The sequence below is a fragment of the Aquirufa sp. ROCK2-A2 genome (assembly GCF_054558485.1).
Map to the genome: position 1 here is coordinate 330,265 of NZ_JBPXKA010000002.1, position 25,090 is coordinate 355,354.

Annotated in this window: 14 protein-coding genes; 5 read left to right on the top strand and 9 right to left on the bottom strand. The window is 36.6% G+C overall.

Annotation, left to right across the window (positions count from 1 at the left end; translation table 11 throughout):
- Positions 1-21: 21 nt before the first annotated feature.
- Complete coding sequence (gene atpH, locus V7S76_RS04565) at positions 22-558, top strand: ATP synthase F1 subunit delta (RefSeq protein ID WP_459508869.1); 537 nt, start codon at positions 22-24, stop codon at positions 556-558.
- A gap of 46 nt (positions 559-604) precedes the next feature.
- Complete coding sequence (locus V7S76_RS04570; RefSeq protein ID WP_459508870.1) at positions 605-994, top strand: DUF423 domain-containing protein; 390 nt, start codon at positions 605-607, stop codon at positions 992-994.
- Between the two features lie 201 nt (positions 995-1,195).
- Here the strand turns inward: V7S76_RS04570 and V7S76_RS04575 are convergent, their stop codons facing one another.
- From V7S76_RS04575 to V7S76_RS04595, 5 genes are all read right to left on the bottom strand, one after another.
- Positions 1,196-2,230: a hypothetical protein gene (locus tag V7S76_RS04575; RefSeq protein ID WP_459508871.1), complete on the bottom strand. Its 1,035-nt coding sequence runs from the start codon at positions 2,228-2,230 to the stop codon at positions 1,196-1,198.
- Entirely contained in the window at positions 2,231-3,463 is a 1,233-nt protein-coding gene (locus tag V7S76_RS04580; protein WP_459508872.1) for an MFS transporter, read from the bottom strand.
- Between the two features lie 5 nt (positions 3,464-3,468).
- Entirely contained in the window at positions 3,469-4,758 is a 1,290-nt protein-coding gene (gene rodA, locus V7S76_RS04585) for a rod shape-determining protein RodA (RefSeq protein ID WP_459508873.1), read from the bottom strand.
- Entirely contained in the window at positions 4,755-6,626 is a 1,872-nt protein-coding gene (locus V7S76_RS04590; RefSeq protein WP_459508874.1) for a penicillin-binding transpeptidase domain-containing protein, read from the bottom strand. The genes rodA and V7S76_RS04590 overlap by 4 nt, the downstream gene beginning before the upstream one ends.
- A gap of 778 nt (positions 6,627-7,404) precedes the next feature.
- The gene (locus V7S76_RS04595; protein ID WP_459508875.1) at positions 7,405-7,593 is read right to left on the bottom strand and encodes an AtpZ/AtpI family protein; all 189 of its coding nucleotides are present in this window, start codon (positions 7,591-7,593) and stop codon (positions 7,405-7,407) included.
- A gap of 91 nt (positions 7,594-7,684) precedes the next feature.
- On the opposite strand from V7S76_RS04595, the gene porW reads away from it, so the two are divergent.
- Both porW and V7S76_RS04605 read left to right on the top strand, forming a co-directional pair.
- The gene (gene porW / locus V7S76_RS04600) at positions 7,685-9,823 is read left to right on the top strand and encodes a type IX secretion system periplasmic lipoprotein PorW/SprE (RefSeq protein WP_459508876.1); all 2,139 of its coding nucleotides are present in this window, start codon (positions 7,685-7,687) and stop codon (positions 9,821-9,823) included.
- Between the two features lie 2 nt (positions 9,824-9,825).
- Positions 9,826-12,129, top strand: coding sequence for a penicillin-binding protein 1A (locus V7S76_RS04605; protein ID WP_459508877.1), 2,304 nt, complete (start codon positions 9,826-9,828; stop codon positions 12,127-12,129).
- A gap of 52 nt (positions 12,130-12,181) precedes the next feature.
- On the opposite strand, the gene V7S76_RS04610 is transcribed toward V7S76_RS04605, so the two are convergent.
- The 4 genes from V7S76_RS04610 to V7S76_RS04625 all read right to left on the bottom strand — a co-directional run bounded on the left by V7S76_RS04610 (position 12,182) and on the right by V7S76_RS04625 (position 21,160).
- Complete coding sequence (locus tag V7S76_RS04610) at positions 12,182-12,532, bottom strand: four helix bundle protein (protein WP_459508878.1); 351 nt, start codon at positions 12,530-12,532, stop codon at positions 12,182-12,184.
- Between the two features lie 148 nt (positions 12,533-12,680).
- Positions 12,681-16,013 (bottom strand): VCBS repeat-containing protein, encoded by a 3,333-nt coding sequence (locus V7S76_RS04615; RefSeq protein ID WP_459508879.1) that lies wholly within the window; start codon positions 16,011-16,013, stop codon positions 12,681-12,683.
- 140 nt (positions 16,014-16,153) lie between these two features.
- Complete coding sequence (locus V7S76_RS04620) at positions 16,154-17,902, bottom strand: RagB/SusD family nutrient uptake outer membrane protein (RefSeq protein WP_459508880.1); 1,749 nt, start codon at positions 17,900-17,902, stop codon at positions 16,154-16,156.
- 18 nt (positions 17,903-17,920) lie between these two features.
- Positions 17,921-21,160 (bottom strand): SusC/RagA family TonB-linked outer membrane protein, encoded by a 3,240-nt coding sequence (locus tag V7S76_RS04625; protein WP_459508881.1) that lies wholly within the window; start codon positions 21,158-21,160, stop codon positions 17,921-17,923.
- Between the two features lie 746 nt (positions 21,161-21,906).
- Between V7S76_RS04625 and V7S76_RS04630 the strand changes: the two genes are divergently transcribed.
- Complete coding sequence (locus tag V7S76_RS04630) at positions 21,907-25,086, top strand: SusC/RagA family TonB-linked outer membrane protein (RefSeq protein WP_459508882.1); 3,180 nt, start codon at positions 21,907-21,909, stop codon at positions 25,084-25,086.
- Positions 25,087-25,090 lie beyond the last annotated feature (4 nt).

Consider the following 25,090-nt stretch of genomic DNA (forward strand, 5'->3'; position numbering starts at 1 on the left):
TAAAACCATAAATTTCAGATAATGTCGGAGTTAATTGTTGCCCATCGTTATGCTAAATCATTATTGGACTTAGCGATTGAAAAAAAAGTGGTCGATGCTGTTTATCAAGATATGTGTACCTTCCAAGAAACTTGTGAAGGTAGTTATGATTTAGTTTTGGCATTCAAAAGTCCTATCGTAAGACATGACGACAAATTAGCCATTTTAACTAAATTATTTAAAAGCACATTTCACCAAGTATCTTTTGCTATTTTCGAGATCATCACGAAGAAAAACAGAGAAAAGTTTCTTCCTTTAATTGCGAAACAATTCATAAGCCTTTATACAGAATTCAAAGGAATTCAAAAAGCTGAAGTGACAAGTGCTTCTCCGCTAACTGCAGAGCAGAAAAAACAAGTAACAAAAATCATTCAGGATTATACAGGTAAAGAAGTGGCATTAACCGAGTTCATTGATGAATCACTTATTGGAGGATTTGTTTTACGCGTTGGCGACAAACAAATTGACGACTCGATTCGAAGAAAATTGAATGATCTCAAAGTATCATTAGCCTCATAACATCAAAAGCCTTGACATTCAAGGCTTTTTTTATATCCTTCATCTTATGAAAAACAAAAACATTTTTTGGGGTTCCCTTATCTGTGCCATTGCAGTGGCCATAGGCGCTTTTGGTGCACATGCCTGGAAAGATTACCTAACTTCCATTAGTCGCTTAGACACCTTTGAAACAGCCTCCCGTTATCAAATGTATGGCGGATTAGCCTTGATATTATTAGGTATTTTACAAAATCAATATTCCCATCAATTATTGAAAATAGCAGGGTATTTATTCATCACTGGATGCATCATCTTCCCTGGCTCCCTTTATTTAATTTGTCTGACCCAACAAAAATTTTGGGGTGCCATCGCTCCCATCGGTGGTTTAGCCTTCATCATCGGCTTTTTGTTGCTGGCCATAGCAAGTGGCTTCGAGAGATTCGGACAGCGGAAATAAAGCCTCCAGCTACCAAAAAATCTTTTAGAAAAATAAGACCTCCTGAGTGAACATGGATTGAATATCTCCGTGACCTTGGTGTTAAAGCATTCATTGCAACACTAAGACACCAAGCCTTTTCTATCTTCTCTCTTCTATCTTCTCTCTTCTCTCTTCTCTCTTCTCTCTTCTCTGGCTTCAAGTGCCTAGTCGAGCATTCTATCACCGCTTCCCACCATGTTTCATCACCAAATCCAAACTATTCCAAACCAATTCTCCCATGGTTTTGCAGGCAAGAAAGCGATTGTCATTGTAATGCCTAGCTAAATCATTTTTCAATGATTCAACGTTCTCCGGTGGAGCAATTTCATCTTTCGATAAAACATCCATTAAATCGTAAACACGCTGGCTTTCCGACTTCAAACGACTAGCAATCATGGACCGCTCTTCGATTTGGTATTGCCACACCGATTCAGGTGTCATATATTTCATTCCCAATTCCACCAAAGGATTATTTTGTTTGAAATATTGGGGTAGATAAACAGATTTCTTGCCTTCATAACATTGCTGATCAAAATCAATCGGCCGAATACGATAGTAAATTTCCTCAAAATCAGGTGTCGTAATCACCACATAATTAGCACTGTGCATGTCGCCTAACAATTGCACCAAACACCGCTCATTGAACTTAACAAACTCCTTGGCCAATCGGATGGGTGCTTCAATATCCGTTTCTAAATCTTGTTTCAAAAACACATCCCCCGGTACGCCTGAAATATGCTCTTCCACCAAAGTATTATCATAAGTAACGTAATTGATCCGATTGGGAGACAATATATGCTCCAATTCCAATCCATAAACCCTTGAGGCATCCGCTATTTTGATATAGAAATAATCAAAATTATCATTCACCCGATTCACAATTCGCACCCGAAAAGGATGCGTATTGCCATAAGTGCAAAAATCTACCCGATCAATGACCAAGTGCTTTATCACCTCTTCGTCGCCATCGGTTTTCAAATCCGCGTAAATTTGTTTTAAGGACTCGTGAACTTCAAATTGATCAGCTGGACTGTAAAAAACTGTTTCCCAAAGCGTATCTACTCCATTTTTATCGTATAGAATAATCGAATTATCATAGCGCAATAAATCAGCATAACTGATGTTCATGGCATGTTCGCGGTTGTATTTATGCAAATACTTGCGCAATTGATTGTTGATCCGATAAAGTATTTTTTTCTTGGAAATTAATGCCATTTATTCAGTGTAGTTCAGCGATTTGCCAAATGACTCGGATAATTGAGTAATGGACCAAATAGCAAGCGAAAAGCACAATACGCCCACCACAAAAGCGGCGTTCAACAATCCCAAACTTGGAATCAAAAATTTAAATAATAAACTAATCGGAATCAAAGCCCCACGAACAAAATTAGGTACCGTAGTGGTGACAGTCGCACGCAAATTGGTTCCGAATTGTTCGGAAGAACTGGTGACAAAAACTGCCCAATAACCCGCAAAAAAGCCTAATAAGGTAATTAATAATTTACCCGTAAATAAAGTGATGTCGTGCAACAAGAATAAATAAATGACCATCAGCGCCACCGCTACCAATATAAAGGTAAGTACCACCTTTTTCCGACTCTTCCAATATTGACTCAAATAGCCACTGGCAAAATCGCCAATGCTCAGACCCAAATAACAATACATGATGGCATCGCCACCTGTTATATCGCCTTCAATTCCGATTAATTTGGTGATTTCGGGCGAAGAAAAAACGAGAATACCAATGACATACCAAATCGGCAAGCCCATTAAAATGCAATACAAGTATTTCAAAAAGATTTTTTTCTCTTGAAACAATTGGAAAAAATTGCCTTTTTCTACCTTCTCATCCAATTCGGAATACATATCTGATTCAAAGGTACCCAGACGCAAAAGTAACAGGGCCAATCCCATACCACCACCAATAAAATAACAGGTTCTCCACCATTCTGGATCAGGACTTAAACCAGCCACAATAGGTGCAAAAACCGCACCTGCAGCACCCACACCGGCAATAATCAAGGTGCCAATTCCTCTTTTGGAGGCAGGTAAACTTTCATTGACCAAGGTTACGCCAGCGCCTAATTCACCTGCTAAACCCACCCCCGCAATAAAACGCAGGATGTAATAAAAATTCAAATCATGTACCAAACCATTCAAAGCATTGGCCACAGAATACATCAAAATAGAACCAAATAGAACTGATTTACGGCCTTTTTTATCGCCAAAAACTCCCCACAAAATTCCACCAATTAACATGCCGGCCATTTGAACATTCATCAAATCCAAACCCTTGCTTAATAGTTCATCACCTGTTAATCCCAAACTTTTCAGACTTGGATTTCGAACCACAGAGAATAGAATTAAATCATAAACATCCACAAAATACCCTAAAGCTGCTACAGCAATCAGCATTTTACCTTTTTGAGAAATTTTTTCTTGTTCCATTGAATTTACCGGGAAAGCGTATCAGATCGATGCGAATCTAATTTCAAAAATATAAATAATAAAATTGTAAAAGACCAAAGGGATGAACCCCCATAACTAAAAAATGGCAGCGGAATTCCCATGATGGGCATTAAGCCAATGGTCATTCCGATATTGACCAAAAAGTGAAAGAAAATAATTCCAACCACCCCATAGCCATAAGCCCGCGCAAATCGGGTTCGTTGTTGATCGGCCAAAAACATTAAGCGCCAAAGAAAGAGCATAAAAAGGATAATCACCACCGTCACGCCCACAAATCCGTGTTCCTCCCCTATCGTACAAAATATAAAATCCGTGCTTTGTTCCGGCACAAAATCAAATTTAGTTTGGGTTCCTTGCAGATATCCTTTTCCCCAAAAACCACCTGAACCAATGGCAATTTTCGATTGTGTTACCTGATATCCTAAACCTCGTTTATCAAAATTGGGATCTAACAAAACCTTGATTCTATTGCGCTGGTGCTCTTTTAACACATTGTTGACAAAAAAACCAACGGCTAAAACTAATGACATGATCAAACCAATGGCCAAAATGATTTTCACATAGGTTTGGTAAGCTCTTTGTAGGTAAATGGGAAGTACCGCAATAAAAAGTCCTGCCAAAATGAAAAGGATAACCAAGATACTCAAAGGGGGAAGGATCAATGCCAAAATAAAAATGGTAACTGTAGAAATAAACAATGCAGGATATTCGCCTTGCAAGCCTTCTCGATACAATAAAATTAAAAATGAACCAAAAACTAAGGCAGAACCCGTTTCATTGGAAGCAATGATTAATAACATTGGCAAACCAATGATCATAGCCACATTTTTTTGGTCCTTCCATTTGGTCAAATTGACCTGTGGATTATCCAAATATTTGGCCAACAACAAAGCCGTGGCTGTTTTGGCAAATTCGGCAGGTTGAATGGTGACTCCCCCAAATTTAAACCATGAATGAGAGCCATTCACTGTGACTCCTAAAAAAGGCACTAAAATCAATAATACAATCAGCCCTGCATAAATAAACAAGGCAAAAGATTCAAAGAAACGAAAATCCAAGGCAAAGATGAATGTAATCAGGATCAAACTTGTACCCAACCAAATCAATTGTTTACCAGCGTTGGAATCATAAAACTGTGGATCGAAAATCCACAGAGGTGCTTCTGGATTATAAACAGCAGAATAAATATTGGACCAACCCACCAACACAAATAGGAGGTATAAACCAACGCTTATCCAGTCAAGCCTACTTACTATTTGTTGATTTCCGTTCATTTCTTAGTGGTATCTGGTTTAATTTTGGACGATTTGTTGCCCATGACCGACATGACATTGGCCATATAACTCATGTTCATAAACTTCGTTTCCACATCTTTTCGATCGACCTTTCCTTTCAAATACTTTTCAATGATCAAAGAGGCGATCGGCGCGGCAGCAAAACCACCAAAGCCTGCATTTTCTACAAAAACAGCAATGGCAATTTTGGGATTATCTTTGGGAGCAAAGGCAATAAAAATGGAGTGATCTTTCCCTTTTTGATTTTGCGAAGTACCTGTTTTTCCACACATTTCAATATCAGGAATCCGTCCATCGGCGCCAACGGTTCCATGCAAAACAGCATCTTTCATCCCTTGAATGACCACACCAAAATGCTTGGCATCCACTCCTACTGGAATTTTAGTTTGATAAAAAGGGTCAATCAGACGTTTATCTCCAACACCTCTAACAATGTGCGGGGGAATATACCAACCTCGGTTGGCAATAATGGCTGCTACATTAGCCATTTTTAAGGGACTTACGACTAACTCTCCTTCACCGATGCTCAAGGAATAAATATTCGAAAATTTCCACGTATTTTCCCCTTTATAAATCTTGTTGTAATATTCCACATTGGGTAAATTTCCCTTCTTTTCATTACTTAAATCGATGCCCAATTTTCGTCCAATACCAAAATTCGCCACCAATTCCGACCATCTCTGTAAACCCTGTGCAGAACGCTGAAAAGTATTTCCATCCGTTTTATCGTACAAAATTTTTCGAAAAGCATGGTAAAAATAAGGATTACAAGACCATTGAATGGCATTGTGCAAATCGTTGTGGGAGGTATTGTGCGAGTGGCATTTCACAGGTGCGCCTGCATGGGTAAAAACGGAACCAGGTGTTAAGGCGCCTAATTGCAGACCTACCAAAGCCTGAATTAACTTGAAGGTAGAACCCGGTCGATAATACGCAGAGGGAGGACGATTCAACAAAGGCTTCATAGGATCCAAAGCCAATTTACTGTAATACCTGGAAAAATTACGACCTGCTAATAGGCTAGGATCATAGGAAGGAGCAGACACCATGGCCAACACTTCTCCCGTTGAAGGCTCAATGGCCACAACACTTCCAACCTTGTGTTGCATTAAACTATCTGCATATTGTTGAATCGCAATATCTATGCTGGTGTATAAATTATTTCCAGCGATGGGTTGAACATCTAACTTACCCGATTTAAAATCGCCTTTCTCCACTCCATTACTATTCACCATCCGATATTTAATCCCACGTTGCCCTCTTAAAGGTTCTTCATAAAAGTATTCCAATCCAGAAACTCCAACAAAATCGCCTTGGTGGTAATAGTCGTCTTTTTGTTCCAATAAAGCATCTGGATTAATTTCCGCTACATAACCCAAGGCATTGGAAAGGGCCTTGTATTGGTAAGTTCGAAAAGCATTGGTATTGAAAGAAAAACCAGGAAAATCGACCATGGAATCTTGCACTCTAGCGAAATCCTCTTTGGACAAATGCTTGAGAAACAAGAAAGGCTTCACCCGAGAATAGGCTTTTGCTTGCTTCATGGTGCTATCGAAATAGCCTTTGGTAATTCCGAATAATTGACAAAAACGATTGGTATCTCTTACAATGGCCTTTCGCGGCGTCACATATAGATCATAAATGGGCGTATTGTAAACAATTAATTTTTTATGTCGGTCGTACACCTCTCCTCGAAAAGGCACTTGAATGATCTTACGAATGGCATTGTTATCGGCCGCTTTCATGTACGTGTCATCAAACACTTGCAAATACAAGAGTTTCGCAATGAATATGATTGCAATGATCACAAAGAACAAGAAAATAATGTGCTTACGCCCCTCAAACACGAAAATGAAATTTTAACTACTAAATTACTTATTAGTTGTTAGTTATTTTTATACAAACCAAAATAATTAACGGCTAGGATCGATGCTTGATGTTTATTGTTTAAAGGTTAGTTATTAGTGATTAGTTAATAGTGTTTAGGTATTAGTTATTAATGCGAATTAAGGGTTGAAATCCTTTTGAACAAATATTCGATCCGTAGTAGATGGATTTAAAAATCTTTGTGTCCCTTGTGTTAAAAACAAATCCCTTATTTAACTCAAAGGTGCCAATTACCTCCTTCATTATTATCTCAACTTCCGATATCGCATTGCCAATTATTGGCTAATTCTTTTTCCATGGTATTTCTTTTTTTTAGAAAAAAAGAAACAAAAAAACTTAATTTCTGCCAGTTAATCCAAGACGAATCCGCAAGCGGCACGATTTTCACTACGCTTTCGGCTATTTTCTTTGACCCTGACGCACATCGCTCATGCGCATTGTCAAAGCTCCGCCTACCACTTCGTTCAAATCTTTCGTCGGATTAACCGTAAATTTATTTATAAGATCTAAAAATAAATAACGTTCGCTGATCTCAGTTTCTGAACTTTTAGAAGTATCGAAGCCAAAAGCGGTAATTAAGAGATTAACAATTGGAAATATTAACCCTTAATTTGCATTAAAAGTGATTAATTATTAGTTATTAGTGTTGTCTTGTCCTGAAATAGGCAGAAAAATTATTATACTAATAACTAAACACTAATACCTATTACCTTTTACCTATTACCTCTCACCTCTCCCTCACTCCCTCGGTAAACTTTTAATCAAGGCAAACATCGCGAGGGCAATGGATACCAAAGACAAAACAATGGTGAACCATGGTTTTGGAGTATGAAAATAGGAATCCAAATACGTTCCAAGCCAAACGCCCAAGAGTATGGTAACAAGCATTTGAAAAGCGGCGCCGACAAATCTTTGATACGGATTCATTGAATTATATTAATTTTAAACTCATAAGCTAAATTTATCCTTTTTTCGTTAAGATAAATTGTAAATTTGTTAATTATTGAAATTAAAATTAATGATTCGATTCCTAGCCTTTATATGCATTATATGTTTAACATGGTCTTGTTCGCAATTTAGCAACAAACCCATGTCTGTTGCATTTCATAATATCAATGCCAAATACAATGCCATTTGGCAAGCAGAACGATTAGAAAAAGACGTCAAAAAGAAACTTGCAGAGGAAAAAACAGACAATTACCTTCATACACTTCCCATTATCTCAGAAATTGATTCCATTACTGGTAAACAATTTGCTGGCGATATCGAAAAAATCATCAAAAAAGCTTCCATCGTTATTGACCGCCATCAGAATTCGAGATTCATTGATAATGCCTATGTATTGATTGGTAATGGCCGGATTTTACAACATGATTACAAAAATGCCATTGAGACCTTCAAATATGTCAATTCCATTGATCATGATGAAGAATCTCAAATCAATTCTTTGATTTCTCTTTATCAAATTTATACCTTCCAAAATGAATTTTCATCCGCTGAAAAGGTTTCAGAAATCATCCAAGAACAGACCTTAAGCAAAAAACAAAAGAAAGATTATTTCCTAAGTAAAGCCTTTTTCCATCAAAAAAGAGGAGAAAATTTGATTACCATTGCATTGATTGAAGAGTCGCTTCCCCTCATGAAATCGGGAAATGAAAAAGCACGATTATACTACATTTTAGGACAGTTATTTCAAGAGGAAAAAAAATACACATTGGCCTCCGAATACTTCAAAAAAGTCGATGCGAATAAACCTGGATATGATTTACAATTTCACTCGAAATTAAGTAATCACCAATTAAGCAGTTCCTTAAATGATTTATTTTCCATGCTAAAGGAACCCAAAAATCAAGATAATAAAGCCCTTATATATGTGGCGATTGGGCAGATTTATTACGAAAATAATGAGTTCGAAAAAGCAAAAGAATATTGGGAAAAAGGAGCAGAAAACAATTCAGACAAGGGTATATTATACTTGCAATTAGGTGATCTATTTGCCAAAAAAATCGGCAATTATGAACAAGCTGAAAAATATTATGATAGTGCTGCGACTCATATGACAAGTGGAAATTTGGAATATAGCAAAGCCCAAAGACTCAAAAAAGTTTGGCATGAATACGGGAAATTAAACCAAGAAATCAGGCTAGAAGATTCATTGATTCACCTTTCTGGCAAATCAGATTTGGAATTGAAAGAAATCTATCAGCAAATTGAGAAAAAAAAGGTGAAGCAAAAAGATAGTGTCCTCGTCAAAAAAGTACTTACTTCAACGACCGAATCCAACATCATTTTCACTCGCAGACCCAGCAGCGCGGAACAACAAAGCTTCTATTTTTACAATGATGCCGTCCGAATTTTAGGTAAACAAGAATTTATCAATAAGTGGTCCAATAGAACCTTGGAAGATTTTTGGAATAGAAAAAACAAAAATCAAACGCTTAATAATTTGGATAATGTAAGCAAGGATGTTGTTGCTACGAATAACGCCATTAAATCCAATGAGCCGAGCACATCTGCTACCCCAAAATCCAATGAGGCAACGGATTCATTAACGATTTGGTTATCCAAAATTCCTAAAACGGAATTGGAGAAAAATAAATCACAGAAAAAACTAGAAAGTGCACTTTTTGAACTAGGAAAATTTAGCAAATTAGAAATTGGTGACAATGCTTTGGCCAATAAGTCATTTTTTAGACTGATGAAGGAATTTCCCAATACCAGTTTTGAATCAGAAACCTTGTATTTATTGTACTTAGCGCATCCGAATGACTTAAGTGCAAAGAAAAAATACAAACAGTCCTTGTTTGAAAAATATCCTGAATCACATTTTAAATCGTTGATCTTAAAAATTGAAAATGGTACATTAAGCGAAGGAAATGAAATAGCGGCACAAAAAGCATACGAAAAAGCATACTTAAATTATAAATCGAAAAATTTTGGTAGCTCCTACATTCAATGTTTAGAAATTGAACAACAATTTCCAGGGAGTAATTTAGAAGATAAAGTGGTATTTTTAAAAGCGCTCAACAAAGGGGAACAAAAAGACCTTGACGCTTATGAAAATATCTTGAAAATATTTATTCAAACATTCCCCAAAAGTCCACTAAAAACAGACGCTCAAGATTTATTAAAAGCATATAATCAAAATAAACGGTAATTATGATTGAATTTGAATCAGGCCCCTACCAAAAAGTAATCCGTTTTGCCTATAAATTTTTTATTGGTTCAACCCTTGCAGCCATTTTATTCATTGTAGCTGTTAATTTCAACTTCCTTTGGCTTTTTGGTGGAATGCCCAGTTTACAAGAATTGGAAAATCCGACCAGTCAAGAAGCTTCTTTGATCATTTCAGAAGATGGCCAAGAAATTGGAAAATATTTCAGAGAAAATAGAAATCCAGTGGATTTTGAAGGATTGCCGCTTACTGTCGTTAATACCTTAATGGCAACAGAAGATGCTAGATTCACCTCACACTCAGGAATCGATTTTCGATCCATGCTAAGGGTTGCTGCAACGATGGGGACCTCCGGTGGTGGAAGTACCATTTCTCAACAATTGGCAAAAAACCTCTTCAATACCCGAAACATTGAATTCGGAGAAGAAGATCCTGTGTACATGGGTATTCTAATGAAAATTGGAGGCTTAAAAACAGTTATCGCGAAAGTCAAAGAATGGATTTTGGCCATCAAATTAGAGAGACGATACACCAAACAAGAAATAATGGCCATGTATTTGAATGAAGTGAGTTTTGGAAATAATGCTTATGGAATTCAAGTCGCGAGTAAAACGTATTTTCAAAAAGAACTAAAGTATTTGACCATTCGGGAGGCGGCCACATTGATTGGCTTATTGCAAAATCCATCTTTGTATGATCCTCGATTAAGACCTGACAAAACGCTCGAAAGAAGAAACGTAGTTTTGGGTCAGTTAGCAAAATACGATTATATCACAGAAGAAGAATCGCAAAAATTGCAGGGAGATGAACTTAATTTGAAATTCAAAGTGGAAAATCAAAATACTGGTGCTGCACCCTATTTTAGAGAATCAATTCGTAAACAAGTATTGGCCATCATCAAGGAAATCAACCAAGATCGTCCGGAGGATCAGCAAATCAACTTGTACACCAGTGGCTTAAGAATTCATACTAGTATCGATTCAAGGATGCAAAAATATGCGGAAGAGTCAGTACAAGAGCACATGAAAACGGAACAATCTCTGTTCAATGGGCATTGGAAAGGCCGTAATCCATGGGTGAATGAAGAAATGAAGGAAATCAAAGGATTTATCAAAGACGCGATGAAAAGAACGCAACGGTATCGAGATTTGATGAATGCCTATAACAATGATGAATACAAGGTTTGGGAAGAATTAAATCGTCCAATTAAAATGACCATTTTTTCTTATCAAGGGGATGTAGATACTACCTTGAGTCCGATGGATTCTTTGCGCTATTACAAACGTATTTTGAATTGCGGTTTCATGGCAATGGACCCTACCAATGGCCATGTGAAAGCCTATATTGGCGGAATTAATTACAAATATTTCAAATTTGATCATATCTCACAAAGTAAAAGACAACCAGGTTCGACCTTCAAACCTTTTGTTTATGGTGCAGCAATCGAAAATGAAGTAGCCACTCCATGTGATGAATTAATCGATGAACCGGTTACTTTTGGAGAAGAAGATGGCTTGACAGGCGGTACTTGGACTCCACAAAATTCCGATGGAAAATATTCATACGAAAAACTACGTTTGCGAAGAGCAATGGCTTTGTCCATCAATACCATTTCGGCCAAATTAATGAAAGAATTAGGACCTCAAAAAATTGCTGAATTTGCACACAAGGCTGGAATTACGAGTCCCTTGTACGAAGGTCCATCCTTGTGTTTGGGAGCATCCGAGGTATCCGTTTACGAACAAGTTTCCGCATATAGTACGTTGGCCAATGGTGGTGAAAAAATTGATCCGATTTTGATTTTAAAAATTACGGACAAAGTAGGAAATGTATTGAAAGAATTTTCTCCAACGGCCAAAGCAGCCATCAAACCGGAAACGGCCTATTTGATGACCTATATGCTTCAAGGTGCTATTCAAGAGCCTTTGGGTACAGCAGAAGGATTGAAAAGAACCCCGATTGTAGAAGGAAATGAAATGGGTGCGAAAACGGGTACCACTTCCAACTTCTCAGATGGTTGGTTCATGGGAGTAACGCAAAAATTGGTTGCAGGCGTTTGGGTAGGCGGAGATGACCGAAGCATTCACTTTAGAAGTTTGGCATTGGGACAAGGTGCGAAAATGGCGATGCCTGTTTATGCTAAATTTATGACCAAAGTGTATGCCGATTCTGAATTAGCCACCGAAGGATATAAAAAGATGCCTTTCACCAAACCCGATAATTTCCAATTCGACTTTAGCTGTAGTGGTGAAATCCCGGTGGATTCTAGTGCGATGGTGGGGAGATAGGGATTTTAGGTATTAGGTAATAGGTAATAGGTATTAGGTAAAAGGTAATAGGTTAGATTTTCAACTTTAATTTGTTGATAATTGTAACTAAAATCTTCATTATTTCAATTCCATTATTTTTAAGAATTTGCACTTCTTGTTTTTCAACAATTTCCTCCAATTGTAAGAGATCTAACCAAAATATTGTTTCATTCAATTCTTTTAATGAAATGCTTAATTTATGAATATAATCTTTATGGGACTCTGCGAAATATCCTTCTTGTAAATTAGCCCCTATACTCGTTCCACTTCTTAAGATTTGATTAGAAATAATAAACTCTTTTTTATTATCTAGTTTTTTTGATAATAGATAAATGTCTCTGGCGAAATTAAGAGACTTGTTTTGTACATTTTGATTTTTCATAAATCAAATTTGATAATTGTAAAACTATTTACAAAACATAATTAATTGATTATCAATTAATTGATTAATATTATCAATAAATAAATATTACCTTTTACCCATTAACTATTACCTTTTACCTATTCTATTACCTTTTACCTATTACCTTTTACCTCAATTTAAACACCTTCAACTTCCCCCTATTCTGAGAAGCCACCAATGTAGAGTTGGACAAACGAATCAAGGATTTAGCGTCTCCAAACACATTGAATCCAGAATCATGCGCAAAGGTAAATTTATCACTGCCTGAACCTAATAGTACTCCCCCATTAGAGGCATCGTAACGGCCAATAAATACTTCATTCCCGTAATTATTACCGATGAAGACAATATCTAAATGCTTGTCATGATTAACATCCATGATTTCCATGGAATTGATGCACGAAAATTGCGCTTCTACAGGCAATTCATGTACCTGATAACTTCCTTTGCCTTTATTTTCAATCCATACGGAAGCATTGGTATTCATGCTGATTTTACTGGCCTTCTGGCGTTCTTCTTCCGTAAAAAAGGTCGTTTGATTAACTTTTCCCAATTCCTTAAAATACACAAAACGCTTACGTGTTTGGTTTAACATTTTATGAATATCGTCTTTCCCGTGCAAGGGATAAGATTCATAATTCTTTTTTTCATTCTGAAAATAAACAAATGGAAATAAATCATACACGCCATTATCATCCAAATCTCCGTGAATAATATCCACAGGATGTTTTTCATCGGCGCGCAAAAGGGTGTTTTTCCCCATATTTCCCACTACCAAATCCAAATCACCATCTTTATCCAAATCCGCTGAGCGAATAGAAGTCCACAAACCATTGACGTCTTTCAAATCAGCACTGTCTTCTTGACTCAATTTCCCTTTTTGATTCACAAAAATTTGAATAGGTGCATATTCTCCCACCAAGACCAAATCATCCCAATGATCTCCATTTACATCTGTCCAAATGGCATCACAGCCCAGACCGTTATTTAATAATTTTGGAACTTGGCTAGCGGTAACATCGGTGAAACGAATTTGGCCATGATGGGAATCATTTCTTAACAATCGAGAACTAGCTGCTTTGGGATATTGCAAAGGAACATTCCGGCCCACAACGAATAAATCTATGTCTCCATCGTGGTCAAAATCATTGGCACGGACAGCAGAATTACTCTCATAAAATACAGGCAATGAATTGACGCTAAGCGTAAAATTTCCCTTACCATCATTTTGATAAATTACATCTTGAAGATTGGGGTCGTTGGGTTTATTTTCATTGCCTCCTCGACAAATATATAAATCCAAATCTTTGTCCTTATCTAAATCAATTAATAAAACGCCTAAATCTTCTCCGAGCTTATCCATCTTTTGGATGGTTTTTTCCAAAGGTTTAGAATCAAAGGTTCCATTGGGATTTTGGATATAAAAAATGCCCGAATAAAATTTAGCTCCTCCCATGAAAAAATCTTCCTTACCATCGCCGTTTACATCTCCAGATGTCAAATATGGCCCTAATTCAGATAATTTGGAAGGTATTAAATTTTGAAAATTGAAATCCACAAAATCAAATTCTTGATGAATTTTATTGCTAACAATAGCGGTAGAATCCTCTAAAAAGTAGGATTTTTCAGGTTTGAAAAATGGAGAATAAGCCAAATGTGCATTTGATTGCGTCACTTCAATCACCCGATCAACACCAGGATTTTTAATAATTTCCATTTGATCATTGGGCCACTGAATATGCAATTCCTTGATTTTTCGATTCTTGCCTAAGCCAATGTGACAAACAGGATCAACGCTAGATAAATACCCACGGTAGGGAGTATATTCATAATAAAATTTCTCACCATTATCATAGATTCCTTCTATTTTGCACATTAAAGCCGACTGACTTGATTTGCCCTTTTCATTTTTAACCTTTAAACGTATAAAATGACTTTCGTCGGCATTATTTTCGATTGAATTGTTCTTGTAGACAAAAGCTTCGTCATTGATGTTATTGACTATATAATCCAAATCGCCATCATTATCCAAGTCGCCATACGCAGCACCGTTGGAAAAAGAAGGCAATTCAAATCCCCATTCTGCTGACACATCCTCAAACTTTAAATTTCCTTTATTTCTAAAAGCGTAATTAACCACTTTAATCACAGGAATTTGTGATAACATCATGTCCTGAGAGGCAAGAAATTGCGATTCAGCATGATACATCATAAAATCACGGTCGGTTACATCTTTTGGAAAACCATTGGTAATTAATAAATCCCGATAACCATCATTATCAAAATCTGTCACGGATGGACACCAACTCCATTCAGTTTCTGAAATACCAGCCAATAAACCTACTTCCTGAAAAGGTTTAACTTGATTTTGATCATAAACACCCGAATTCAATTGAAGCGTATTTCGCATGTACTGATAGGTATATCCGTATTTATCCGAATTTTCATACACTTGATAATTATTAACAGGCAAAAATTGCTTTTTCCGTTCATTGTTTTTGGGAAGCATGTCCAACACCACAAAATCAGCCAATCCATCATTATTGATATCATTCACTTCATTCCCCATGGCCGCTTGGCTCGTATGTTTGAAATACTTTTTTGCTTGATCGGTGAATGTACCGTTTTGATTGTTGATATAGAGAATATCGTCCGATACATAATCGTTTGTTACATAAATATCTGGCCAATTATCTCGATTGATATCACAAATGGCCAATCCTAAACCAAATCCTTCTAAAGTAATACCTGATTCTTTGGAAGCATTTCTATACACAGGATGTTTCAATTCTGCCGACCATTCACATTTATAGAGACGATCTGTATTCGGATAAGTCCCATCATTCACTTTGGGGCGATAAATAGCAGGAGAATCATCGATTTTGTCCGTTAAGACATACAAATCCAAATCCCCATCTTTATCACAGTCAAAAAATGCTGCATGTTGAGAATAACCATTGTCATTCACTCCATATTCTTTGGCCAATTCCTTGAACGAAGGAATACCATTTTTAATTCCTTGGTTAACAAATAATAAATTTTCTCGATCCGTATCCGCTTTTTTCATGGTAACAGACACATATATATCCAATAAACCATCATTATTGATATCCACCACAGTTACCCCAGAGCACCAACGTTTTTTTGTATCAATCAAAGCTGATTGAGTAATATCCTCGAATTTGAGTTCACCTTTATTCAAATACAATTTGGAATCAACAATATTCCCGGCAAAAAATAGATCTTGAAGTCCATCTTGATTAAAATCACCCATTCCCACGCCTCCTCCATTGTATAAATACTCGTATTTAAGAATATTTAAGGTATCGTTATCTTTGATTTCATTATTAAAAGTAATGCCTGATTTATCCGAAGGGATTAATTCAAAAGTGCTATTTTTCTTACAAGATGTGAAGACTAATAAAAGTAAAATCAGATAAAGAAAATTACTTCTCAACATAAAAATGAAAGGTTTAAATTATAGGGAATTAATTAGTAAAGATATTAAAATTGGATAAAAAAGTATAAGAAAGTGTTAATCCTATTTAATCAAAAAAAAAGGGTGGTAGAAACTACCACCCTTTTTCTAATTATTGACTATTAATACCCTGAATTTTGAGTAATAATTTTGTCTTTAACGTTCACTAAGTCAATTTCAGCCTGAGGAATTGGCAATATTGCATGCTTAGCCTCATACGTAGATCCACCCAATGTATTTGGCAATCTACCTGGAGCAGCTTCATATTTTAAGTAAGCATTGATTTCAGCAATGTCAGTGCCCCAACGAACTAAATCGAAGAAACGGTGACCTTCCATAGCTAATTCAAGTTTACGCTCAAATTGAACTGCTTTACGTGCAGCAGCTTTATCTGTCCAAGCAGAAGAGTAAGTAGAAATATTGTAATTAGCAGCATCTGCAGCTCCTCTTTTAACAAAACCAGCAGAATTAGCTGCGCGAGTACGAATTAAATTCACATACTCTTGCGCTTTTGCTAAACTTCCAACTTCTACTTCACATTCAGCAGCCATCAACAATACATCAGCAAAACGGATAACTGTGTAATTTAAGGCAGTATAACCTGGTGTCCAAGAACTATTATCTTGTAAAGATCCCTTATCAGTTTTGTAGTAAGAGTATTTCTTTGGAGAGAATGGACCACCATTGGATTGGTTACGAATCCAGTCATTACCTGGATGATCTTGCCAATCTAAGAATGGAATACCACGACGACCAACTGTCCAGTCTAAACGAGGATCCAAAGAACCTGCATCTGGAGTAAATGCATCTGAAGATAATTTTCCCATATCCGATACGACTTGATTAGCTCCAACATTATAAGATCCATCCAACAATGGTAAACCACTTCCGTCTGTTCTATATGAGTTTACTAATTCAAAGCTAGGTTGGAAGAATCCACAGCAGTTACCTGGACCATTTGGACCTGTATTATAAGGCCAGTTTAAGTCCCCATCCGAATTCGCATTGTTAACACTACCTGTGTTAGCGGCAGCTTGAACAGCAAAAATTGACTCTTCGTTATTATCATTTGATGCTTTGAATAAATCACCAAACTTAGGAACCAAAGCATATTTTTTACCATTAGCTGTTACACCATTAGCAATAACTGCATCAAACAAAGCCTTTGCATCACCATATTTCTTTTGATATAATTTAATTTTACCTAAATATGCTGCTGCTGCCCATTTGTTAGCACGACCTGCCGCACCTTGAGTAGCTGGCAAGTTGTCATAAGCGAATTGCATGTCCGCCTCAATCAATGGCCACAAGTCTTTGTCATTTTTTACAACTGTCAAGTCTTGTGTTTCATCAACGTAAGGAGTGTTATTATAGTTACGCTTTAAAGAAAAATAGGCGTGAGCTCTTAAAAATTTAGCTTCAGCGGAAATTCTTTTCTTATCATCAGCCGTAACTTCCGAAGTAGCTACTTTCACTAATCTTAACACGTTGTTTGAACGAGCAATAATCTCATATAAACCTCTGTAGTTATCACTGATAACACCTTGAGTTGACTGATATTTGAACGTTTGAATGGGGTTGATGTCTGAAAAGTCACCTGGATCGGTTCCTTTATTAGCATCTCCACCACGTACAGAACCCCAAACCCAGTTCCAAGGGTGAACCATACGAGTTCCTGATCCTGAGATCATTGAATAAGCAGCAATCAAAGAACCTTCAATTCCGGCCTTAGTTGATAATTGAGCTTCAGAAATTGCACCAGCAGGTTTAATTTCTAAAAAGTTATCCTTACAAGCAACACCTAGCAAGGCAACCAAAGCGGTCGCTAATGCTATTTTGCTTCTTTTTACAAAATAATTATTCTTTTTCATTTCTTTCATGATTTTAAATTAAAAACCAATATTTACACCAACAGTCCAACTTTTAGTAATAGGATAGTTACCTACATCAATACCAAAAGAAGTATCTGCGTTTCCACCTACACCTGGATCTAATCCTTTATATCCAGTGATCGTTAACAAGTTATTTGCAGAAGCAAATGCTCTAACACGACTCATTTTCAATTTAGAAAGAACCGAAGCTGGTAAAGTATAACCTAATGTTACTGTTTGTAATCTAACATAAGTACCATCTTCTACGTAGAATGAGTTAGCCTGAGTGTTGGTAGAGAAATTAGAAGCAGTTTCGAAAATTGGAATTGTAGCATTAGGATTGCTAGGAGACCAAGATTCTTTCACACGCTCACTAATCGCAGCTCCAGCAAACGATGGATAGAAATCAGTAAACCATTTGGATGCATTGAAAATTTTGTTTCCAAAAGATCCGTTCAACTGACTCACTAAATCAAAGTTTTTGTAAGCTAATCTTAAGGACATACCAGCAGTAAATTGAGGAACTGGGCTTCCTAAGTAAGTTCTATCATTTGCATCAATTGTACCGTCGCCATTGATATCTTGGTAACGGAAACGACCAGGACCAGCACCATCTTGCTTAGGTGCAGCAGCCACTTCTGATGCACTTTGGAATAAACCAATTACATTATAACCATAGAAAGATGAAATTGAATATCCTAATTGGTTTCTAATTGGCTGTAAACCACGGTATCCTGGGTTAATGGTAGAAATATACGTTTGTCCACTCGAGATTTCAGTAATTTCATTTTTTACAATACCTGCTGTTACACCAACATCAAATGTTAAATCATTTGTGATTTTTCCTCTTGTTGAAACTGCGATATCAATACCTTTATTAACCATTCCACCTACGTTAACGGAAGGAGAAGCAGCATCAAAACCATTGGTTGCAGGGATAGGCAATTGTAACAATAAGTCTTTGGTATCTTTTTGCCAGAAATCCACAATTACATCCAATTTACCGTTTAAGAAAGTACCATCAAATCCGATATTTTTTGTCACTGCAGTTTCCCATTTAGCGTCTGGATTACCAATACGAGTTCTGTAATATCCTTCAGCAGCACTAGAGTTAGAACCATTGATATCATATACCGAACGACCTACGTTTGTACTAAATAATGAATATTGGTTATTCGGATCAACTGGGTTTGAGTTACCCATTGTTCCCCAACCTCCACGAATTTTCAAATCATTCACCCAAGTCAAATCTTTCATGAATTCTTCAGATGAAATTCTCCATGCTGCAGAGAATGCAGGGAAAATACCATAACGACTATTAGAACCGAAACGAGATGAACCGTCGCGACGAACTACCGCTGTTAAAATATATTTGTTATCATAGATATAATTCAATCTTCCGAAATATGAGAAGAAATTAACTCCTAAGAATAAGTTAGAGTTAACAACTTTTCCAGCACCAGCTACTGTAGACATTGTGATATAGTTCGGATCAGTTGAGAATGGATTTAAACCAGATGCTCCGATAGAACGTCCCGCACCATTATTAAGCGCTTCTTGACCTAATAATACATCAAAATTATGTAAACCTAATTTTTTCTTGTAGTTCAACGTATTGGTAAAGGTCCAAGCAAAACCGTAGTTAGAACCTTCTCCATATCCAAATGCTGAGTTATTCTCCGAGTTCTCATATTGTAAACGAGAGTAGTAGAAGTAGTAACCACTATTATATTGTCCACCAATAGATGTTCTAGCTGTTAAACCAGGAATTACATCCCATTCAGCATAAACATTACCAACAGCACTTGTATTAAAGCTATTGTTTTTCGATTGACCATCTTGATTCGCTACAGGGTTACGTGGATTATTAAATCCTTTTGCCGCTGTACCTGCATAACCACCAAATTCATCATAAACTGGAATAATTGATGGCATACGGAATGCTTGTAAGATATCATTTTCATCTTGAGCAATACCTTGACCACCATTACCACCTGTCAAACCAAGTGTTTGACGATAAGTCATTTGAATATTTTCTCCAATACGAACATTTTTGAAAATATTAAATTCTGAGTTAGCACGGAAGCTGTAACGATTGAAGCTGTTAGACAATAAGATACCGTCTTGGTTTTGAACACCTAAACCGATATAAAAACGGCTATTTTCACCTCCACCATTAAAACCTAATGAGTGACGTTGTAATGGAGCTGAACGTGTAATTGCTTTGTACCAATCTGTTCCCGATTTAGCAGCTTTTACTACTTGATAAATAGGGCCAGCATTTGGATTAACATTGTACTTTAATTTGGCAGCAGCTAAATCTACAGATCCAGTTACACCTGAAGCACCACCCACATTGATATAATCAGGAATTACAGGAGTAGAACCTGAACCGAATTGAGGGTGACCATAAGCCTCACCAGAATTTTTCTTAGCAGCCCAAGTCCAATTAGCGAAATCCGTTGGATTCATCATGGCTTGACCATTTCCTGGATCAGTAACACCATACATGGCATCATAAGAAACATTCAACTTCTTAGCTCCTTTAGCACCTTTTTTTGTGGTGTAAACAACCACACCATTAGCAGCACGAGCACCATAGATAGAAGCAGCAGCAGCATCTTTCAATACTGTTACATTCTCAATATCATCTGGATTAATAAAATCTGTTGAAGGTACTGGTAATCCGTCTACGATATACAATGGATCATTGGAACCAGCTGGACCAAATGAACCAAAACCACGAATACGAACTTGAGAAGTAGTACCTGGTTGTCCGTTCGTAATAACGCTCAAACCAGCCACACGACCTTGTAATTGTTGTTCAACGTTACCTGAAGGACGAACTGTTAATTCAGTTGCTTTAACAATAGAAACGGCACCAGTTGTTTCACGACGATTATCTGTCGTATAACCAGTAACAACTACTTCTGTTAATTGACTAACATCTTCCTCTAATTTAACATTAACAACTGATTGGTTACCTACCGATACTTGTTGTGTTTTGTAACCTACTGCAGAAATTCTCAATACTGCCGAACCTGATTTTACATTCAGCGAGAAGTTACCATTAATATCAGTTGAAGCACCAACGTTAGTGCCAATTACGATCACACTTGCTCCAGGTACACCCTGAGAACTCGCGTCCATAACCTTTCCCGTTACTTTGCGATCCTGTGCAAATGACGAAAAACTCCCTAGCATCACAATCGCGAGCAATAGAAAGCTTCGAAGACTTTGGTAAAAATTGTTTTTCATAATGAAATTTAAATTAGTTTTCTAAATTATTTACTTTGGGTTTATTGATTTGGGCTCTTTTAATTCTTATACATTCCTCCTTTCTTTTAAATTTTACAATGAATATTCGGTTAAAATAATAAATTAGAAAAATACAATTTAAAAGTTTAGAAATCCTCAACTTTAAAAATTGGTTTAATCCAATCACTATTCTGTACTATACTGTTACAATACTGTCAAATATGAAAAAACCTACATTAATTTGCAAATAATGGTCAAGAAAAAACGAAAAATATACCTTTGATTTCATTTAGTGATAGTATTTCAGAAATAAATAACCGATTTTAATAAATTTTCAATGAATCAAATTTTAGTTCATTATTTTTTTTGGGGAAAAATCAATCAAAATATCAACACAAGCATCGCTTGAAATATTGATAAAATCTAAAAAATATAAATCGATAGCATGAATAAAAATTATTAGAAATGTACTGCATAATCAAATTTTAAGTTATGCTCATTAGATCCTAAAACCATACACACATAGAACAGTATAGCACTACTAATTCTCAAAATATTACAAAAATAAATGGTTAAAATGTAGGATGTCAACTTAAAAAGACGGACTTTTATAGCTTGCTATGAAAAAATAGCACTATACTACGTTTAACATTTAAATAATCAATTAAAGAAAGGAGGTCACTCAGGAGAACAATCTGTTTACAGAATTACCATTTTTTTCACATTTTTTATCAAAACAAAATTTTATGAAAAACAAATTACTAACTCAATTAACGAGTGTATTTGCTATTATGGCCCTATTCCTATGGAGCCATGCTGCAGTAGCTCAAAGTAAAAAGATTACAGGTAAAGTTGTTGCCGCAAAAGATGGCGATGGCATCCCTGGAGCATCCGTTATCGTTAAAGGTTCAAAATCAGGCGTTGCATCAGATGCTAACGGTAACTTTACGATCGCTGCAGACAATAACAGCATTTTAACAGTATCTTCAGTAGGTTTCGCTTCTCAAGACGTGAAAGTAGGAAGCCAAACTTCTATTACTGTTCGTTTAGCTGAAGAAACTTCTACTTTAAACGAAGTTGTTGTAACAGGTTATGGTTCTCAATCAAAAAGAGAAATCACTGGTGCAGTAACAACCGTTAATGCGAAAGATTTACAAGCTGTTCCAGCAACTACTTTTGCTCAACAATTACAAGGTCGTGCTTCTGGTGTGACTATCGTAAATGATGCAACTCCAGGTGGTAACGCAACAGTACGTATCCGTGGTTTTGGTACAATCGGTAACAATGATCCTCTTTACATCATTGACGGTACTCCTACTGAAAACCAAGGTAACTTAAACCCTAACGATATCGAGACTATCCAAATCTTGAAAGATGCTTCTGCTTCTTCTATCTATGGTTCTCGTGCAGCGAATGGTGTTGTTATCATCACAACGAAAAAAGGAAAAACAGGTGCACCGAAAATCTCTTTCAATGCATACTATGGTACTCAAAATGTAGCGAATGATGTTCAATCATTAAACGCTAAAGAATTGGGTCAATACCTTTATTTAGCTGATAAATATGCTGGAAAAACTCCTTCTCACGGACAATATACTTTTGGATCCAATGGAGAAGTTTCTATTCCTGACTATGTTTTCCCAAGTGCTGGTAAAGCAGGTTCTGCAGGTGTAGATCCTAAATTATACTCTTTAACTCCAGATAATATCTATGCTATTACTAAATCGGCAGATACATACTGGTGGGGTGCTATGACTCAAACTGCTCCAATCATGAACTACCAATTGAGCGCAACGGGTGGAACAGATAACAGCAAATATGCTTTATCATTGGGTATGTTTAGTCAAGATGGTGTAGTTAAATTCATTGGTTATGATCGTTATACCTTACGTTCGAACACTGAATTTTCGGCAATCAACAAAAGATTACGCGTAGGTGAAAACTTTACTGTAGCAATCGATAACCGTAAAGGTGGATTTGGTAACAACGAAGAGCAAAATGCTGTTTCTGGCTCTTATAAGCACCATCCTTTATTGCCTATCTATGATATCGCTGGTAACTTCGCAGGTAGCCGTGGTGCTAACTTAGGTAATAACTCTAACCCTTATGCTACTTTAGCACGTGAGGCTGATAACAGACGTTATAGCATGAGAGCATTCGGTAACGTATTTGCTGAATTCGATATCATTCCAGGAGTTACTGCTAAAACTAGTTTTGGTGTTGACGTAACAACAGGTAACGGTAAATTCTTAGGTCGTGCAAACCCTGAGTACGTTGAAGGTTCTTTCAACAATGGTTCTACTTCGACTACTAGCTATGACTACCAATGGGTATGGCAAAATACTATTTCATACAGCAAAACTTTCAATGATATTCATAAAGTAGATGCGTATGTAGGTCTTGAGTCCATCAAAGCATTTGGAGAGTATTTCGGAGCTGGTCGTAATGGTTATGCATTTGAAATCCCTTCTATCATGGGTTATTTAGATTTAGGAGATCCTACAAAAGTTTCTAACTACGGTAGCGTAGGTAATGACTATACGTTATCTTCTCAATTTGGTAAATTCAACTACGCTTATGGAGATAAATATTTAGTTCAAGCCATTGTAAGAAATGATGCTTCTTCTAGATTCTTATCTGCTTCTCGTAATGCACTTTTCCCTGCATTCTCTTTAGGATGGCGTTTATCAGAAGAAAGCTTCATGAAAGATCAACTTTCTTTTGTTAATGACTTGAAATTACGTTTTGGTTGGGGTAAAACAGGTAACCAAAAAATTGGTAATTACAACGCGTATACTACCTACCGTGCGGACATTTTCCACGCTGGTTATCCAATCGACGGATCTCAAACTACTCCAGCTATTGGTTATGATGCAAACGCATTCGGTAATCCAAATGCGAAATGGGAAACTACAACTTCAACTAACTTTGGTTTAGATGCTGCTTTGTTAGATAACCATTTAACTTTAGAATTGGATGTTTGGAATCGTGTTACATCAGATATGTTGTTCACAACTCCAATCACATTCTCAGCAGGTGATGCAAGAGCTCCAGCTTTCAACGTAGGTCAAATGACTAACAAAGGTATTGACTTAGGAATTAGCTACAAAAATGCAATTGGTGATTTACGTTACTCTATTTCAGGTAACTTATCTACTTACACAAATAATGTAGATAAATTAGATGCTTCTCCAAATACACGTTATTTCGGATATGGATCTCGTGTTCCTGCGGTTACTGTAACGCAAGCTGGTTTACCAGTATCTTCTTTCTACGGATACAAAGTGTTGGGTATATTCCAATCAGATGCTGAAGCGAAGGCTTGGGCTCCTTATGAGGATTACAACAAAGCAGGTAAATTCAAATATGCTGACATCAATGGTGACGGAAAAATCACAGATGCTGACCGTACAATCATCGGTTCTCCACATCCAGATTTCACTTATGGTTTGAACTTGAACTTAGGTTACAAAGCATTTGAATTAACAGTATTTGCAAACGGATCTCAAGGCAACTCGATCTTTAACTATACTCGTTACTTCTCTGATTTCAATACTTTCCAAGGTAACCGTTCTAAGCGTGCTTTATATGAAGCTTGGCAACCAAGTAACCCTAGTGGTACTGTACCTATCATGGATGCGAATGATCAAGTATCTAGCCGTCCTTCTAGCTATTTCTTAGAAGATGGTTCATACTTACGTATCAAAAATGTTCAATTAACTTATAATTTACCTCGTTCTATTGGTAAGAAATTTGGTTTAGACAATGCTCAAATTTATGTACAAGCACAAAATTTAGCAACGTTTACGAAGTATTCAGGCCTTAACCCTGAAATCCAAACTGGAGCTGATAATACAATTGGTTTTGATGGTGGTTATATGCCAGTATCGAAAACTTTCATCTTAGGCTTAAACCTTGGATTTTAATTGT

What these genes read in the sequence shown, in the direction of transcription:
- atpH (WP_459508869.1), top strand. Translation starts at nt 22, where the DNA reads ATGTCGGAGTTAATTGTTGCCCATCGTTATGCTAAATCATTATTGGAC.
- V7S76_RS04570 (WP_459508870.1), top strand. Translation starts at nt 605, where the DNA reads ATGAAAAACAAAAACATTTTTTGGGGTTCCCTTATCTGTGCCATTGCA.
- V7S76_RS04575 (WP_459508871.1), bottom strand. Translation starts at nt 2,230, where the DNA reads ATGGCATTAATTTCCAAGAAAAAAATACTTTATCGGATCAACAATCAA.
- V7S76_RS04580 (WP_459508872.1), bottom strand. Translation starts at nt 3,463, where the DNA reads ATGGAACAAGAAAAAATTTCTCAAAAAGGTAAAATGCTGATTGCTGTA.
- rodA (WP_459508873.1), bottom strand. Translation starts at nt 4,758, where the DNA reads ATGAACGGAAATCAACAAATAGTAAGTAGGCTTGACTGGATAAGCGTT.
- V7S76_RS04595 (WP_459508875.1), bottom strand. Translation starts at nt 7,593, where the DNA reads ATGAATCCGTATCAAAGATTTGTCGGCGCCGCTTTTCAAATGCTTGTT.
- porW (WP_459508876.1), top strand. Translation starts at nt 7,685, where the DNA reads ATGATTCGATTCCTAGCCTTTATATGCATTATATGTTTAACATGGTCT.
- V7S76_RS04605 (WP_459508877.1), top strand. Translation starts at nt 9,826, where the DNA reads ATGATTGAATTTGAATCAGGCCCCTACCAAAAAGTAATCCGTTTTGCC.
- V7S76_RS04610 (WP_459508878.1), bottom strand. Translation starts at nt 12,532, where the DNA reads ATGAAAAATCAAAATGTACAAAACAAGTCTCTTAATTTCGCCAGAGAC.
- V7S76_RS04615 (WP_459508879.1), bottom strand. Translation starts at nt 16,013, where the DNA reads ATGTTGAGAAGTAATTTTCTTTATCTGATTTTACTTTTATTAGTCTTC.
- V7S76_RS04620 (WP_459508880.1), bottom strand. Translation starts at nt 17,902, where the DNA reads ATGAAAAAGAATAATTATTTTGTAAAAAGAAGCAAAATAGCATTAGCG.
- V7S76_RS04625 (WP_459508881.1), bottom strand. Translation starts at nt 21,160, where the DNA reads ATGAAAAACAATTTTTACCAAAGTCTTCGAAGCTTTCTATTGCTCGCG.
- V7S76_RS04630 (WP_459508882.1), top strand. Translation starts at nt 21,907, where the DNA reads ATGAAAAACAAATTACTAACTCAATTAACGAGTGTATTTGCTATTATG.